Annotated in this window: 10 protein-coding genes and 1 rRNA gene; 7 read left to right on the forward strand and 4 right to left on the reverse strand. The window is 62.6% G+C overall.

The features are described from left to right. A partial coding sequence (locus BLS75_RS31615; RefSeq protein WP_143031452.1) for an immunoglobulin-like domain-containing protein occupies positions 1-4,041 on the forward strand: 4,041 nt, incomplete at its 5' end. Positions 4,042-4,201: 160 nt separating this feature from the next. Continuing rightward, positions 4,202-4,540 carry a hypothetical protein gene (locus BLS75_RS31620; RefSeq protein ID WP_011058513.1) on the forward strand — a complete coding sequence of 113 codons (339 nt, stop codon included), beginning with the start codon at positions 4,202-4,204 and terminating at the stop codon, positions 4,538-4,540. A 56-nt stretch (positions 4,541-4,596) separates the two neighbouring features. Here BLS75_RS31620 and lapD read toward each other — a convergent pair whose 3' ends face one another. Beyond that, the gene (gene lapD, locus BLS75_RS31625; protein WP_072453173.1) at positions 4,597-6,543 is read right to left on the reverse strand and encodes a cyclic di-GMP receptor LapD; all 1,947 of its coding nucleotides are present in this window, start codon (positions 6,541-6,543) and stop codon (positions 4,597-4,599) included. A 14-nt stretch (positions 6,544-6,557) separates the two neighbouring features. Then, positions 6,558-7,250, reverse strand: coding sequence for a cysteine protease LapG (gene lapG, locus BLS75_RS31630; protein ID WP_011058511.1), 693 nt, complete (start codon positions 7,248-7,250; stop codon positions 6,558-6,560). A gap of 290 nt (positions 7,251-7,540) precedes the next feature. Here lapG and BLS75_RS31635 point away from each other — a divergent pair, with 290 nt between their 5' ends. Then, a complete protein-coding gene (locus tag BLS75_RS31635; protein WP_011058510.1) occupies positions 7,541-8,305 on the forward strand; it encodes a thioesterase II family protein in 765 nt (254 codons plus the stop codon). A 65-nt stretch (positions 8,306-8,370) separates the two neighbouring features. On the opposite strand, the gene BLS75_RS31640 is transcribed toward BLS75_RS31635, so the two are convergent. Beyond that, on the reverse strand, positions 8,371-10,251 hold the full coding sequence (locus BLS75_RS31640) for a methyl-accepting chemotaxis protein (RefSeq protein ID WP_011058509.1): 1,881 nt from the start codon (positions 10,249-10,251) through the stop codon (positions 8,371-8,373). Positions 10,252-10,565: 314 nt separating this feature from the next. Between BLS75_RS31640 and BLS75_RS31645 the strand changes: the two genes are divergently transcribed. The 4 genes from BLS75_RS31645 (at position 10,566) to BLS75_RS31660 (ending at position 15,921) form a co-directional block, all read left to right on the forward strand. Next, positions 10,566-11,066 (forward strand): sigma-70 family RNA polymerase sigma factor, encoded by a 501-nt coding sequence (locus BLS75_RS31645; protein ID WP_072453175.1) that lies wholly within the window; start codon positions 10,566-10,568, stop codon positions 11,064-11,066. 5 nt (positions 11,067-11,071) lie between these two features. Then, positions 11,072-12,076, forward strand: coding sequence for a DUF4880 domain-containing protein (locus tag BLS75_RS31650; RefSeq protein WP_072453177.1), 1,005 nt, complete (start codon positions 11,072-11,074; stop codon positions 12,074-12,076). Positions 12,077-12,175: 99 nt separating this feature from the next. Further along, the gene (locus BLS75_RS31655) at positions 12,176-14,668 is read left to right on the forward strand and encodes a TonB-dependent siderophore receptor (RefSeq protein WP_072453179.1); all 2,493 of its coding nucleotides are present in this window, start codon (positions 12,176-12,178) and stop codon (positions 14,666-14,668) included. A gap of 71 nt (positions 14,669-14,739) precedes the next feature. Further along, positions 14,740-15,921, forward strand: a complete 1,182-nt coding sequence (locus BLS75_RS31660) for a PepSY-associated TM helix domain-containing protein (protein ID WP_072453181.1) — start codon at positions 14,740-14,742, stop codon at positions 15,919-15,921. Between the two features lie 154 nt (positions 15,922-16,075). Here BLS75_RS31660 and rrf read toward each other — a convergent pair. Further along, positions 16,076-16,169 (reverse strand): 5S ribosomal RNA (gene rrf, locus BLS75_RS31665); the annotation flags it as partial.

Genomic DNA, 16,169 nt, shown 5'->3' on the forward strand with positions numbered 1-16,169 from the left:
AGCACCACCGTGACCGATACCGTCGACACCACCAGCGTCAGCCTGACTGCCACTGGCACCGTCGCTGAGGGCGGCCAGATCACCTACACCGCCACCCTGACCAACGCCGCCGGTACTCCGGTGACCGTGACCCTGAGCAACGGTTCGGTGATCCATATCGAGGCCGGGAAAACCACCGGGACGGTCACCGTTGCGGCGCCGGCAGACGACGTCTACATCGACGCAGGCAAGGTCAACGCCACCATCACCAACGCCACTGGCGGCAACTTCGAGAAGCTGGTCACGGACACCACGCCAGCGGTGACCAACGTCACCGATACACTGGACACCACTTCGGTGGGTATCAGCGGCAGCGCCTCGGTCACCGAAGGCCAGACCGCCAGCTACACCGTGAGCCTGACTCACCCGGCGCAGACCGAAGTCACCCTGAAGATCAGCTACAGCGGCACCGCCACCGACGGTTCGGACTTCAGCGGCGTATACACCGTGAAGATCCCGGCCGGCGCCAGCAGCGCCACCTTCAACGTCGCCACCATTGACGACAAGATCACCGAAGGCACCGAGAACTTCACGGTCAAGATCGACTCGGCCACTGGCGGCAACTTCGAGAACCTGGTGGTGGGCAGCAACAACAGCGTCACTACCTCGATCATCGATAACGACGCTCCGCCGGTCATCGACCTGGATGCCAACAACTCCAGCGGTGCTACCGGGGCCGACTACAAGGTCACCTTCACCGAAGGCACCACAGGCCCCGGCGTGTCGATCGCCGACACCGACCTGAGCATCACCGACCCGGACAGCACCCTGCTCACCGGCGCCACCATCGTGCTGACCAACCGCCAGCCGGGGGACTCGCTGAACCTGGGCAACAGCGTCAACGGCATCACCATCAATGCCAACAGCAAGGACGGTTCGATCACCCTGACCCTGTCGGGCAGCGCGACGCTCGCCGACTACATGCAGCAGATCAAGAACATCACCTTCACCAACAACAGTGAAGACCCGAGCACCACGCCACGGACCATCACCGTGACCGTGACCGACGGCGGCAACTACTCCAACGTCGCCACTACCACGGTCAACGTGGTGGCGGTGAACGACGCCCCAACCGCCACTGGCGGCGCCGTGACCGGCAACGAAGACACCCCGCTGGCACTGACCTGGTCGAACTTCGGCGTCAGCGACGTTGACAGCCCGGCGTCCAGCCTCGGCGTGAAGATCACCCAGCTGCCCAGCGACGGCAAACTGCAATACCTGGACGGTTCGACCTGGAAGGATGTGGCCAACAACCAGACCTTCAGCAAGGCCGATATCGATGCCGGAAAACTGCGCTTCACACCGGACGCCAACGAATCCGGAACCAATGGCTACGGCGGCAACGGCGTGGGCAACCAGCAAGCCGATTACGCCCAGATCAAGTTCCAGCCAACCGACGGTCAGGCCCTGGGCAACACCGGCACGGTAACCGTCGACATCACCCCGGTAGCCGATGCGCCGACCCTGAGCGTGGCCGGCAACAGCGTGAATTCGGTGGGCCTGCTCAAGGAAGTCTGGACCAACCTCAGCGGCCTGGGCACCGACGGCAGCGGCGCTTCCGCCAGCACTCTGAAATCGGTGATCGACGCTGCCGGCACACCCAACAGCAGCAGCCTGGCGACCAACGTCCAGTCCGACGGCAACATCACGCCGGGCACCGCGTCGAAGACCTCAGGCCTGATCTACCTGGAAGCAGGCAAGGCCTATACCTTCTCCGGCACCGGCGACGACAGCCTGCTGGTGACCATCGGCGGCAAGAACGTGGCCAGCACCACCTGGGGCGCCGGCGGTAACCTCAACGGTACTTTCACCCCGACCACCAGCGGTTACTACACCATCGATATCTACCATCACAACCAGAACGGCGTAGGCAACTACGACGTCAACCTCTCGGTCAACGGCGGGGCTGCGGTGGACCTGAGCAACGCCGGCGTGCCGCTGTACACCGGCATCACCGACCTGACCAACGCCGGAGTCTCGGTGTCCGACCTGCACGGCACCAACGGTGAAGGCTACTACGACGGCTACAAGCTCAACGAGGGCGGCGAAGGCGGCAGCGTGCATCTGTCGAAGATCACCACCGGCCTGACCGATACCGACGGCTCGGAAACCCTCAGCGTGAAGATCAGCGGCATTCCGGCAGGCTCGGTGCTCAGCGATGGTGCCGGGCACACCTTCACCGCCACCGCGACTTCCGGTGAAGCCAACGTCACCGGCTGGAACCTGGGCAACCTGACGGTCACGCCGCCGCCGTACTACAACGGCACCTTCAACCTGAACGTGACCTCGACCTCCACCGAGTCCCTGGGCGGCTCTGCCAGCACTTCGGCGCAGATCCCGGTCAAGGTCTACCCGGCGGTCTACAACTCGGTGGTCGCCACCTCTGGCGACGACACCGTTACCGGCACCGACGGCAACGACATCGTGGTTGCCGACATCGGCGGCCTGACCGTGGTCCCGGGCACCAACTACAACATCGCCTTCATGGTGGACAGTTCCGGCAGCATGAGCAGCGCCTCGATCACCGCGGCCAAGAACTCCCTGACCTCGGTGTTCAATACCCTGAAGAACAGCATCGGCGGCAGCAGCTCGGGGACGGTGAACATCTTCCTCGCCGACTTCGATACCCAGGTCAACAAGTCGGTATCGGTTAACCTCAACGACCCGAATGCCCTGGCCCAGCTCAAGGCAGTGCTGGATTCGATGACGTCCGGCGGCGGTACCAACTATGAAGACGTGTTCAAGGCCACGGCCAACTTCTTCCAGAGCAGCCAGGCCACCGGCAACAGCAACGCCACCAACCTGACCTACTTCATCACCGACGGTCAGCCGACCTACTACCAGAGCGGCGAGCAGACCAACCCGACGCTGTACGGCAACGTGCGCCTCGACGATGTGGTGACTACCAGCAACTACAAGCTGGGGGATACCTTCAGCAGCTACATCGACAACACCCACTACCTCTCCGTGAACTCTAGCGGTTCGGTGGTCCTGCAGACCTACACCAATGGCTGGGGCTGGAGCAGTAAGACCCTGGGCACCCTGCACGCCCAGGGCGACGGTACCTACGAGCTGTCGAACCTGGCCGGCTCCGGCAGCAGCACCGACTACTACACCACCATCAACTCCAACAGCGGCTTTGCCCTGCTCAGCGGCCTGTCGAACGTCGAAGCCATCGGCATCAACAGTGGTGTCAGCCTCAACGACCTCAAGCCCTACGACAGCGACGGCAAGCCGCAGACCAACATCGACCCGAACGACCTGGCCAACTCGATCATCGGCCACACCGAAGCGACCATGCCGGGGGCCGACAAGGTCAGCGGCGGCGACGGCAACGACATCCTGTTCGGCGACCTGGTGAGCTTCAACGGCGTCGCAGGCGAGGGCTACCAGGCCATGCAGGCCTATGTGGCCAAGCAGACCGGGATCGACGTGAGCAAGGTCACCACCAGCAACGTGCACCAGTACATCACCGAGCACTACACCGAGTTCGATGTGTCTGGCAGCCACGACGGCAACGACACCCTGCTGGGCGGTGCCGGCAATGACATTCTCTTCGGCCAGGGCGGCAACGACCTGCTGGACGGCGGCAAGGGCAATGACATCCTGCTGGGGGGTACCGGCAACGACACCCTGATCGGTGGCAAGGGCAACGATATCCTGATCGGCGGTTCGGGTGCCGACACCTTCGTCTGGAAGGCCGGCGACACCGGCAACGACGTGATCAAGGATTTCAAGGCCAGCGAAGGCGACCGCATCGACCTGCGTGACTTGCTGCAGGGCGAGAGCGCCAGCACCATCGACAACTTCCTCAAGATCACCACCGTGGACGGGGTCTCGACCCTGCAGGTCAGCTCCGAGGGCAAGCTCAACGCCGCCGGGGGCCTGGCCAACGCCGACGTGACGATCAAGCTGGAAGGCAACAACTGGTCCAACGCCAACATCAATTCGTTGATCGCCGGCAGCGACCCGACCATCAAGATCGATCACAACAACAGCTGACCGGTCCCTAGCGGCCACCCCCAGGGTGGTCGCCGGGCCCCGGCAGGCAGCCCGCGGCGTGACGAGCGCCGCGGCGCACCGCATACTCGCGCTCTGAATGCTGCGTTGGCCTATGCTGCTGCCTGCCTGACGCCGGAAACACATGCCTGAGGGATTCGCCATGTTCTACGTGCAACGCGATGCACAGGGCCAGCTGATTCGCGTGGAAGCCGCCGCTTACGCCGAGGCCACCGAGACGCTGCCCGCCGACCACCACGAGATCCAGACCTGGTACGCCAACGAGGCGGTGGAAGTCAGTCTCAAGCAACTCAAGCAAAGCGACCTGGAAATGATCCGGGTGCTGGACGACCTGATCCAGCTCCTGACCCTCAAGGGCGTGATCCGCATCACCGACCTGCCGGCCGCGGCCCAGGCCAAGCTGATGGACCGCACCCAGGCCCGCGAGGCGCTGGGCGGTTTGAGCCGGTTGATCAATGACGATGAAACCGGACTGATCTGAACCCTTTTCGCCAGCCGACTCCTACTGTAGGAGCCGGCTCGCCGGCGAAAGTGGTTTCAACCCCAGGGGGCCGGCTCGCCGAACAGCTGGCCCTGCACCCCGTACAAGCCCATCTCGCGAATCACCTGCAGCTCGCCCTCGGTCTCGACCCGTTCGGCAATCAGCGGCAGGTCGATGCTGTGGGCCGCGCGCTGGATGGCTTCGATAAACAGGCGCTTGTCGCTTTCCTGATCGATGTCGCGGATGTAGCTGCCATCGATCTTCAGGTACGCCAGCCCCAGGCGCGCCAGGTTGCCGATCATGCTGAAGCGCCCACCGAAGCGTTGCAGGCTGAGGGAGAAACCCAGCTCGCGCAGGCGCCGGGTCAGCTGTTCCAGCATGGCCTGCTCGGGTAATTGCTCTTCACCGATCTCCAGGGTCAGGCGCGGGCCCAGGTCGGAATGCTGGCGGAGGATCTCGAACACCCGATTCAGGGCGTGCGGGTCCGCCAGGGTCGCCGCCGACAGGTTCAGCGCCAGGCAGTCTTCGTGGCTCGCCATCTGTCTCAGCACCTGTTCGAGCATCAGCAGATCCAGGCGCGAGGTCCAGCCGAAACGCTCCAGCCACGGCAGGAAACGCCCGGCCGGAATGGTCTGGCCCAGTTCATCCAGCAGCCGCGACAGCACTTTGTAGTGCAGCACCAGGTGGGTGTCTCGAGCGGCCACCACCGGCTGGAAGTACAGCTGGAAGTGCTGCTCCGACAGCGCCCGGTCCAACAGCCGGTGCCAGCCATGGTGGTCATCCCCGACCTGGGCACTGGCGCCTTGATCGAGGCAGGCCCAGCTGGTGTCACCCTGGGCTTCGGCCTGGGCCAGGGCCTGGTCGCCGAGGCTCAGCACCGCTTGCGGCGAATCACCGTGAGCAAACGCCGCCAGGCCGATGGAGGCCACTGAGGCAACATCGGTGGCGCCGGTGGCGTGCAGGTTGCCCAGGGCACTGTCCAGGCTCTGGGCCAGCTGGATGGCTTCCTCACGCACCAGCCCCGGCGCCAGCACCGCGAACTCGCCACCACGGACCCGGGTGACCAGGTTGTGGGTTTCCGGGTACTTGTCGCACTCGCGCAGCAGTTGTTCACCCACCGCCTTGAGCAACTGGTCGGTGCGCTGGCCGCCCAGGCGCTGGTTCAGCCCGGCCAGGTCCTTGACCCGCAACAGCAGCAGGTAGCCGGAACTGGCCTGCTCGGGGTTGCTTACGCGGGCGTGCAGCTGCATTTCGAAATAACGCCGGTTGGCCAGCCCGGTCAGGCTGTCCTGATAGGACTCGGTGCGCAGTTTCTCGCTACGCTCGGCCTGCTCCTGGAACAGCGCCTTGAGCTTCTCGACCATCTGGTTCATGGCCTGCACCACCCGCCGCAGCTCCGGAGTCCGGGGCAATTGCGGCAGGCTGAGGAATTCACGACGGGCAATGGCGTGGGACTGCTGGACCATGTAGTCCAACGGCTTGAGCTGGCGCCGCAGCAGCAGGGCGCCGAGCACCGCGCTCACCGCACCGCAGATCAACAGCCAGCCCAGGCTGCCCAGGGCGCTTTGCCAGAGCTTGGCCACGGCGAACATCGGGTGGCTGAGCACCTCGACCCGTGCCGCCTGTTCCCAGCCGCGACTGACGATGGCATCGCCACCCGCCGGTTCCAGGCCGATCAGGCTGACAAACCAATGGGGCACGTTGCCGACTTCCGGGATGCCGCTGCGCTCGACAAGGGTCTTGTCGGTGGCCAGGTCCACCACCCGGATACTGGCGTAGTAGCCACTGTCAAAGATCGAGCTGACCATCAGCTCGACCATCGCCGGGTCGTCGATGTTCGGCGTCAGCGACAGCGCCAGGGCAGTGGCGGCATCCTGGGCGTGGGAGCGCAGCTGATTGACATACTGGGTGCGCGAGCTTTCCAGGCTGACCATGAAGCTGCCGCTGAAGGCGACCACCAGGAACACACAGATTGCGATCAACAGTTGTTTGAACAAAGACATCTGAGCTCGTGCTCCTAGTTAGTCGTCTCGACCGGAAAACCTTCGGCCTGCATTTTTTTCAACACGTCCTGCCAACGGGACAGGCGCTTGGTGTCGCCCACCCGCTTGTTGCCCTTGGCCCCGGGCAGCCACAGACCCTCGGCATTGAAGGAGTACACCGGCAACAGGTCGGTGCGCTCGCTGGCCGGGCGGATCGAGTCTTCCAGGCTGTCGAGCACCAGAGGCATGGCCTCCGGGCTGGAATAGTAGGTCAAGACCATGTGCGCACGGTTCTGGCGCAGGGCCTTGACGTAGGTGATGCGCAGTTTGTCACTGGAAACCCCGAGGTGGCGCAGGCTGAAATACTTGGCGATCGCGTAGTCCTCGCAATCGCCGGCGCCCTTCCACAATGCCTCGATCGGCGTTTCCCAATAATCCACCTGGTGCCACAGATCGATGTCTTCCACGTAGCGCATGTTCTTGTTGAAGAACAGGTTGACCACCTTCAACTGTTCGCGCTCGGGCACCTGCTTTTGCGTGGCCAGCAGGTGCTGCCAGGCATCGATGCGCGGCTGCCCTTCGCCCAGCGGACCGTAGAGCGCCGTGGCACGGCGGCTGATCAGGGAGAAATCCCAGTCGGCGTGCAGGCTGCCCAGCAGTGCGCCGGCCAGCAGCAATGCCGCGCAGAACCAGCGCAGGGTCCGAGAAAGAGCTAAACGTGCCGCCAATGCAATGCGTCCATGGGAGCTATCGTAAATCGGCTGATGGTGAAGGCTGGCCCGGCAAAAAACAATGGCACCTTACAATCACCAGCCGCCGGAAAAGAGCCGGCGCGAAACATTCAGAGCATAGCCGCAAGCCGCGTTCCGGCGACGAACAGCAACCGCCCGCCCGGCCCGGCACACGCGTGCCTTCACGGACGACAGGCACTATGTTAGAAACCATCCGCAGACTGCGACGCCCTCTTCAGGCTGCCTCTGGCCGGCGCAGTGCCGGCCCACTTGCTTAAGGAAAAGCTGTGTACACCGACACCCGACAATGGACGCTGGTGATCAAACCCGGGCAAGCCACCCGGATCCGCCTGATCTGCTTTCCCCAGGCCGGGGCGGCAGCCGAGCAAATGCGGGTCTGGTCCAGTGGCCTGGCCGATCATATCGAGCTGGTGGTGCTCAACCTGCCGGGGCACGGTCCGCGCCGTGACGAAGCGCCCTGCGACAACTGGCCCAGCCTGCTGGAAAACACCTTCACCGCCCTCGACCCCTGGCTCGGCGAGCCCCATGCGCTGTTCGGCCACGGCCTGGGCGCGCTGCTGGCCTACGAGACCAGCAAGCATGCCCAGGAACGCTTTCCCCAGCAGACCCGCCACCTGTTCGTCTCCGGCTGTCGCAGCCCGGATAGCCTGCCGCGCCGGCCCTTGCTCCACTCCCTGCCCATCGCCGCGTTTCGCGAGGCGATCCTGACCCTCGGCGCCAGCCCCCTGGAGATGCCCCGCGGGCAGAACGACCTGCAATCCTACGAACGCCTGCTGCGCAACGGCCTGAAGCTTTTCGAAACCTGGTACGACACCTCCAGCGGCTGCCTGGATGTGCCGTTGACGGCCTTCTACGGCAGCGAGGACCCGCTGGCCACGGCCAACCTCATGCTCAACTGGCGCGAGTTCACCGGCCGCGAGTTCGAGCTGATCGAAGTGGCCGGCAATCACTTCTTCATCAAGTCCCAGCGCCAGCGCTTGTTGCAGGTGATCAATACTCACCTGGGGCTGCTGGGCGACCACCCGGCCTGATCGGTCCCCATGAAAAAGCCCGCCCTGCCGTGAGGCGGGAGCGGGCTTGAAAGTGACGCGAAACGTCAGATCTTGAAGCTGTCCACCAACTGCTTCAGGCGGCTGGCCTGCTGCGACAGGGCATCGCAATCCTTCAGGGTTTCGTTGAGGTTGGCCACGCCCTGCTGGTTCAGCAGATTGATCTGGTTGATGTCGACATTGAGGGTCTCCACCACGGCCGTCTGCTCTTCGGTCGCCGCCGCCACCGACTGGTTCATGCCATCGATCTCGCCGATCCGCTGAGTCACGCTGACCAGCCGCGCGCCGGCCTGGTTGGCCACTTCGACGCTCTCTTCGCTGGACGCCTGGCTGGCGTTCATGGTCGACACCGCCTCACGGGAGCCGACCTGCAAGGAGGTGATCATCTTGTGGATCTCTTCCGCCGACTCCTGGGTGCGATGAGCCAGGTTGCGCACCTCGTCGGCCACCACGGCGAAGCCACGACCGGCTTCGCCGGCACGGGCCGCTTCGATGGCCGCGTTGAGGGCCAGCAAGTTGGTCTGCTGGGAGATGCCCTTGATCACATCGAGAATGTGCCCGATGTTGTCGGTGCTGGCGTTCAGGGTCTCGATCTGGGTGCAGGACAGGCTGATCTTCTGCGACAGCTCGGTCATGGCCTGGATGGTCTGTTCCACCACTTGGCGACCGTCGTCGGCCTGCTCGCTGGCGCCACTGGCGTGCTGCGAGGCATCGGCGGCGTTACGGGCGATTTCCTGGGTTGCGGCCCCCAGTTCGTTGATCGCGGCGGCCACGCTGTTGGTGCGGGCGCTCTGCTCGTCGGAACCGATGATCGAAGCGTTGGACGAAGCCATCACGCGCTGGGACAGGTCGTGTACCTGGCGGGTGGCCGAGGACACTTCGGAAATCGAGGCATGGATCCGCTCGACGAACTGGTTGAACGAGCTGCCCAGTTCGCCGAATTCGTCCTTGCTCTCCACCACTAGGCGCCGGGTCAAGTCGCCCTCGCCCTGGGCGATGTCCTGCATCGCACGGCCCATGGTGATCAGTGGGCGCATCAACACCTGGATCAGCAGGGTCAGCAGTACGGCGATCACCGCCACGGCGATAAACATCGCGATCAAGGCGGAAGTACGGAATTGGCTCAGCGGTGCGTAGGCCTTGTCCTTGTCGATGGACAGACCGATGTACCACTCGGCATTCGGCAAGCCGGTCACCGGGGTGAAGGAGAGGATGCGTTCCTGTTTGTTCAGGACCACTTCCTGGTTGCCGTTTTCGATCCGTACGTTGGCGCCGGGGTAGATGTCCTTGAGGTTCTTCATCACCTGGTCCTTGTCCGGGCTGACGATCACTTGACCGTCGGCACTGACGAGGAAGGCGTGGCCCAGGCCACCGAAATCCACCGAGTTGATGATCTTCACCAGGGTTTCCAGGCTCAGGTCGCCACCAACCACGCCCAGCAGTTCACCCTGCTTTTTCACCGGCATGGCGATGGTCACCACCAGGCCACCGACAGCCGCCATGTAGGGCGGGGTCAGCATGGTCTTGTCGGCGGCGACGGCCTGCTTGTACCAGGGGCGCTGACGCGGGTCGTAGCCGTCGGGCATCTTCGCGTCAGGGCGCTGGGTGAAGGTGCCGTTGGCCTGGCCGACGTAGGTGAACTGGAAGTTCGAGGTAAAGGCCGGTTGGTCCACCAGCCCTGGGAAATCTGCGTTCTGACCTTGGTGAGCAACGTTCTGCGCGAGGTTCTCGAGCACCAGGATCCGCCCGCTCATCCAGTTCTGCACACTGCTGGAGGTGAGCTCACCGGCCTGCTGGATAGAGGATTCGAGGTTCTGTCGGATGGTGTTTCGCTGCAGGTAGTCGTTGTACAAGGTGAACAACGCAAAAGCCAGAACCACTACGCCGGAGGCGGCCAAAAGGATTTTATGGCTGAACTTGAGATTCATTTCATGGGACTTCTTATGCCGAAAGTGGGGATGCGTCCGTAATGCAACATTCCATGTAACAGCGCAGGCGATGTTCTCTGACCGCTCTACTTTGGTGCACGCATGTCTTATCAGTCTTTCGGCAAGAATCTGCGAACCCTTAGAGATTTTTCTGAATTACTCGCCTGAATTTACCTAATCCCGCCGAACGGTGTTCCAGAGCATCCGCGGCACATTTTCAGATGACCGACAGTGCGCTGCTTATTGCCAAATCGATAAAGCCTCAATGACAATGCGACTAATTATCATTAGTGACACTCAGGCAATCCGCGTCCATGTCATCACCCGAGTTCGCCATACAGACGCTCTACAGCCATCACCATGGCTGGCTCAACAGCTGGCTGCGCCAGCGCCTGGGCAATGCCGCGGATGCTGCCGACCTGGCTCAGGACACCTTCGTACGCCTGCTGCAGAAAACTGAACGCCTGGAACTCAAGGCCCCCCGGGCTTTTTTACGCACCATCGCCCGGGGGCTGGTAATCGATCACTGGCGCCGCGAGGAAATCGAACGAGCCTATCTGGAAACCATCGCCCACTTGCCCGAAGCCGAAACACCCGGCGCTGAAGCTCGGGCGTTGATTCTGGAGCTGCTGGAAAGCATTGCGCGGATGCTTGAAGGGCTGAAGCCGAAAGTACGTCAGGCTTTTCTACTGGCTCAGTGCGAGGAACTTACCCACAAGCAGATTGCTCAGCAGATGGGCCTATCCCTGCGTACCGTCGAGCGTTATGTCGCCCAGGCGCTCTACCATTGCTACCTGCTGCGCTACGAGAGCTGAAGCCTGTGGATAACTTTCCCGCCAGCCTGCCGCTCAAGCCCAATCCCGATCACCTGGTGGTCAAGCAAGCAATCAACTGGTTGCTGCGCCTGCGCAACAACGGTGCCAACCCCAAGCTGCAGCAACAGTGCGATCTGTGGCGGGCGGCGCACCAGGAGCACGAACTGGCCTGGCAGCGGGTGCAATCGTTGCAGCAGGAACTCACGGCCAACCTGCGTTCGGTGCCGGGGGCTCAGGTGGCCTTGCATACCCTGGAACACAGCAGTCAGCGCCTGGACCGGCGCCAGGCCCTGAAACTGCTCAGTGGCGCCCTGCTCCTGGGCTCCAGTGCCTGGGTCGGCAAGGATCTGCTGGGCTGGCAACAATGGAACGCAGACTTTGCCACCGCCGTCGGCGAGCAGCGGGGCTTCCAGTTGCCCGATGGCACCCGCCTGGAGCTCAACACCGACAGCGCGGCGGACCTCAACTTCAATGCCGAGCAGCGCCTGATCAAACTGCGCCGGGGCGAGATCATGGTGTCCTGTGGAGCCGATCACGGCCCTGCCCGCCCGCTGCTGGTGGAGAGCCGCCACGCCCTGCTGGAAGGCTTCGACGCCCGCTTCGTGGTGCGCATGGAGGAACGCTGCACGCGCCTGAGCGTGACCCACGGCAGCGTGGCCATTCATGCGCCGCACACCGCCGATGGCCGTAGCGCCCGGGTGGAAGCAGGTCAGAGCTATCAGATCAGCCATGGCCTGGCCGAACCTGCGGCCCCCCTGGCGATGGACGTCGGCGCCTGGGCCGATGGCCTGATCGTTACGCGCAACATGCGCCTGGACGACTTCCTCCAGGAGGTCGGCCGCTATCGCCATGGCTATCTGGGCTGCTCGGCAGCGGTCGGCAATCTGCGCCTTTCAGGTGTGTTCCGCCTGGAAGACACCGACAAGTTGCTGGCCATCCTGCCCCAGACCCTGCCAGTGCAGTTGCGCTACCGCACCCGTTGGTGGGTGACCTTGGGGCCCGTGGCTTGAAATTCACTGGGGTGATTTTTTTTGGCGGGTTTTGCCAGGACGTCCGGCTTAGTCAGTAAGCACTTCAATCTGCTTCCTGCGACTTCAACGGAACCTACCATGACTCTGCGCGACACCCGCCCAAGCTCTCCCTGCGCCCGCCCCTTGCGCCAAGCCATCCACGCCGCCCTGCTGTGCTCCAGCATCGGTCTCGGCACAGTGGCGCCCCAGGTGCTGGCCGCCGATAGGGCTGTTGATGCCCCGCGTCACAGCTACAGCGTGGCCCCGGGCAACCTCGGCGATGCCCTCAACCAGTTCGCCCGGCAGGCCGGGATCACCCTGTCCACCACCCCAGCCCTGACCCAGGGCAGGCAATCCCCCGGGCTCCAGGGCGACTACTCCATTCCCCAGGGCCTGAACCAGCTGCTGCGGGGTTCGGGACTGGAGGCGGTCAGCCAGGACGGCGGCAGCTACGTGCTGCGGCCCCTGCCCCAGGGCAGCGCCCTGACCCTGCCCGCCACTGAGGTCAAGGGCTTCGCCCTGGGCAACGCATTGGGCAGCATGGAGGGCTACAACGCGACGCACAGTCAGATCGCCACCAAGACCAGTACCGCGTTGCTGGAGACCTCGCAAAGCGTCTCGGTGGTCACCCGTGAACAGATCGACGACCAGGGCGCGCAAACCGTCGCCCAGACCATGCGCTACACCCCCGGCGTGCTGACCAATCCCTATGGCGCCACCCATCGCTACGACTATGTAGCGATGCGCGGCTTCAACGATGGTTCGGTGGACAACATCTACCTCGATGGCCTCAAGTCCATGGGTGACAGCGGCACCTACAGCAGCATGCAGGTCGACCCCTACTTCCTCGAACGGGTGGATATTCTCAAGGGCCCCTCATCGGTGCTTTATGGCCGCAGCTCCCCTGGCGGCCTGGTGGCCCTGACCAGCAAAAAGCCTCTCTACGAGCCCTATCACCAGATTCAGGCAACCGTGGGCACCCAGGGCAAACAGGGCCTGGGGTTCGACTTCAGCGGCCCGCTCGATGACGACAAGCGCGTTGCCTATCGGTTGATCGGCCTGACGGACAAGTCTGACACTCAGTTCGACCACGCGAAGGAAAAACGCTTCGCCCTGTCGCCGACCCTGAGTATCGACTTCAGTGAAGACACCTCCCTGACGCTCCAGGCCTATTTGCAGAATGACCCCGATGGCGGCTACCACGGCGGCATGCCCGCCAACGGCACCCTGAACCAGCGCAATGGCCAGCGCATTTCTGAGCATTTCTTCGAGGGCGAGCCCGGCGTGGATGGCTACAAGCGCGATCAACAGTCCTTCGGCTATCAGTTCGAGCATCGCTTCAACGACACCTTCACCGCCCGCCAGAACTTCCGCTACCTGGACTCCAAGGTGAAGCTCGACCAGGTCTATGCCTATGGCTGGACCAATGCCACCAGCAACGACCTGAACCGCTATTACTCGGGCGGAGATGAGAAGCTCCACTCCTTCATCGTCGATAACATGCTGCAGGCCGAACTACTCACCGGCGACGTCAAGCACACCTTACTGCTGGGAGCCGACTATCAACGGCGCAAGACCGTGGTCGACTGGGACCAGGGAACGCTGCAGCCGATCAATGCGTTCAACCCGGTCTATGGCAACTCGACGATCAACTACTACAGCCACACCAGCTATTTGCGGCGCCTGGAACAGACCGGCGTGTACTTGCAGGACCTGATCGAGCTGAACAAATGGCGCTTCTCCCTGGGGCTGCGCCAGGACTGGGTGGAGACCTCGGATGAAAACCGCCTGGCTGAAGCCCAGCGTCCACTGGGCACCGAAATCAGCGACAAACGCACCAAGCTCACTGGACGTGCGGGCGCGCTCTATCTGTTCGATAACGGTCTGGCGCCTTACGTCAGCTATTCCGAGTCATTCAACCCCAACTCCTACGCAGACAGCGCAGGCAATCCGCTGCCACCTACCGACGGCACTCAATGGGAAGTCGGGCTGAAATATCAGCCACCAGGTACGGACAACTTGTTCACTGCCTCGTTGTTCCGCATCGACCAGGAGAACCTGGCGTCGAAGCTGCCCCAGGAAAACTTCTATCGTGCGGTGGGTGCTGTTCGCTCCCAGGGGCTGGAGCTGGAAGCCCACATGCAACTCACCGACAACCTGAAACTGCTGGGCAGCTATACCTTCACCGACATCCAGTATTCGAAGTCGATGACCAGCACCCTGAGCAGCGCCACCAACCTCATCGAGAACAAGGGCAACTCGCCTACTCAGGCACCTCGGCAGATGGCATCGCTGTGGGCCGACTACAAGTTCGACAGCGCGGCGCTGGATGGCCTGCGCTTGGGCGGCGGTGTGCGCTATGTGGGCTACAGCTGGGCCGATGCCGAGAACACCATGAAGGTACCGGCCTACACGCTCTTCGATGCCTCCATCGGCTATGACCTGGGCAAGCTGGGCCTCAAGGGAGTGGATGTACGGCTCAATGCCAACAACCTGACCAACGAGTCCTACGTCGCCTCCTGTGCAAGCTTGAGCTACTGCTACCTGGGCGAAGAGCGCAATGTCGCCGCCACGGTGAGCTACCAGTTCTGATCTAGGTTGACGCCAACAAAGCCAGCGCCTGTCAGCAGCCGCTGGCTTTGTCGTCTCTACGGGAAAATGTCATGCGCGCCATTCTGGTTCTATTGCACCGCTACATGGGCCTGGCCACCGCAGTGTTCCTGCTGCTGGCCGGGCTGACCGGGAGTGTCCTGGCCTTTCATCACGAGCTGGATGAGTGGCTCAACCCCGAGTTCTATCACACGCCTGGCAAGGGGCCGGTGCTGGCCCCCGGCGCACTGGTGGATCGCGTTCAGGCCGAGCACCCGAGGCTGCAGGTCTGGTACATGGAATATCCACAAGAAGCCGGGCATGCCGCGCTGCTGGCAGCGGTGCCACGCACCGACCCGGCCACCGGCCAACCGTATACCGAGCGCAATCAAGTATTTTACTTGGACCCGGTTACGGCCCATCAGCAGGGGCAGCGCTTTTGGGGCGCCTGCTGCTTCCAGCGGCAGAACCTGGTGCCTTTTCTGCTGGAGTTCCACTACAACCTGAGCCTGCCCGGCAATTGGGGGCTGTGGTTGATGGGGCTGGTGGCCATTGCCTGGGTCATCGACTGTTTTGTTGCCTTGCTGCTGACCCTGCCTCGTGGACGGCCGTTCTGGCACAAGTGGGCCACGGCCTGGAAGATCAAGGGCGGCCATGCCTATCGGCTCAACTTCGACCTGCATCGCGCCGCAGGCTTGTGGTTATGGCTGCTACTGCTGCCGATCGCCATCAGTAGCGTAGCCATGAACCTGCCGAGCCAGGTGTTCAAACCCGTGGTGTCATTGCTCTCGTCCATCGAACCCAGCGTCTATGAAGCTCGGGGACGAGTACCGGCGGCAGAGCTGGGGATAACCCGGCTGACTTATCAACAGGCCTATGAACGGGCTCTGGAAGAGGGGCAGCGGCTGGGCTTGAAGGAGACGATTGGTGAGTTGTATTACAGCTTTGAATACAACTTCTATGGAGCAGGTTTTGGTCGGCATGACAGCCAAACCCATGGTAAGTCCTGGCTGTTCTTCCACGGTACGGATGGGCGCTTGCTGGGGCAGGAGATAGCGGGGCAAGGCACCCTCGGAGAGCGCTTCTACCGACTGCAACTGCCCATACATGGAGGCAGGATCATCGGTACCACGGGGCAGGTGATCATTGCTCTATTGGGCGTTCTGATTGCCGTGCTGGCACTGACCGGCATCTATATCTGGTGGCGTAAGTTAATCGCCCGTAGAAGCAGCAAGATGCGTAAGAACAGGGCGTAAGGGGCAAACAAATGTGGTCTTGATGACTGCTTACTCGATGCTGATGAAGCCCTGAATCCACCCTGCAATCTGCTTCTGCCACACAGCCCTGGCTTTATAGCGCACAAAAACAAAACCCCTGTCTGCGTGAGCAGACAGGGGTTTTGGAATTTGATCTTGACGATGACCTACTCTCACATGGGGAAACCCCACACTACCATCGGCGATGCATCGTTTCACTTCTGAGTTCGGGATGGGATCAGGTGGTT

It is taken from the genome of Pseudomonas sp. NFPP12 (assembly GCF_900103205.1).
Taxonomy (GTDB): domain Bacteria; phylum Pseudomonadota; class Gammaproteobacteria; order Pseudomonadales; family Pseudomonadaceae; genus Aquipseudomonas; species Aquipseudomonas protegens.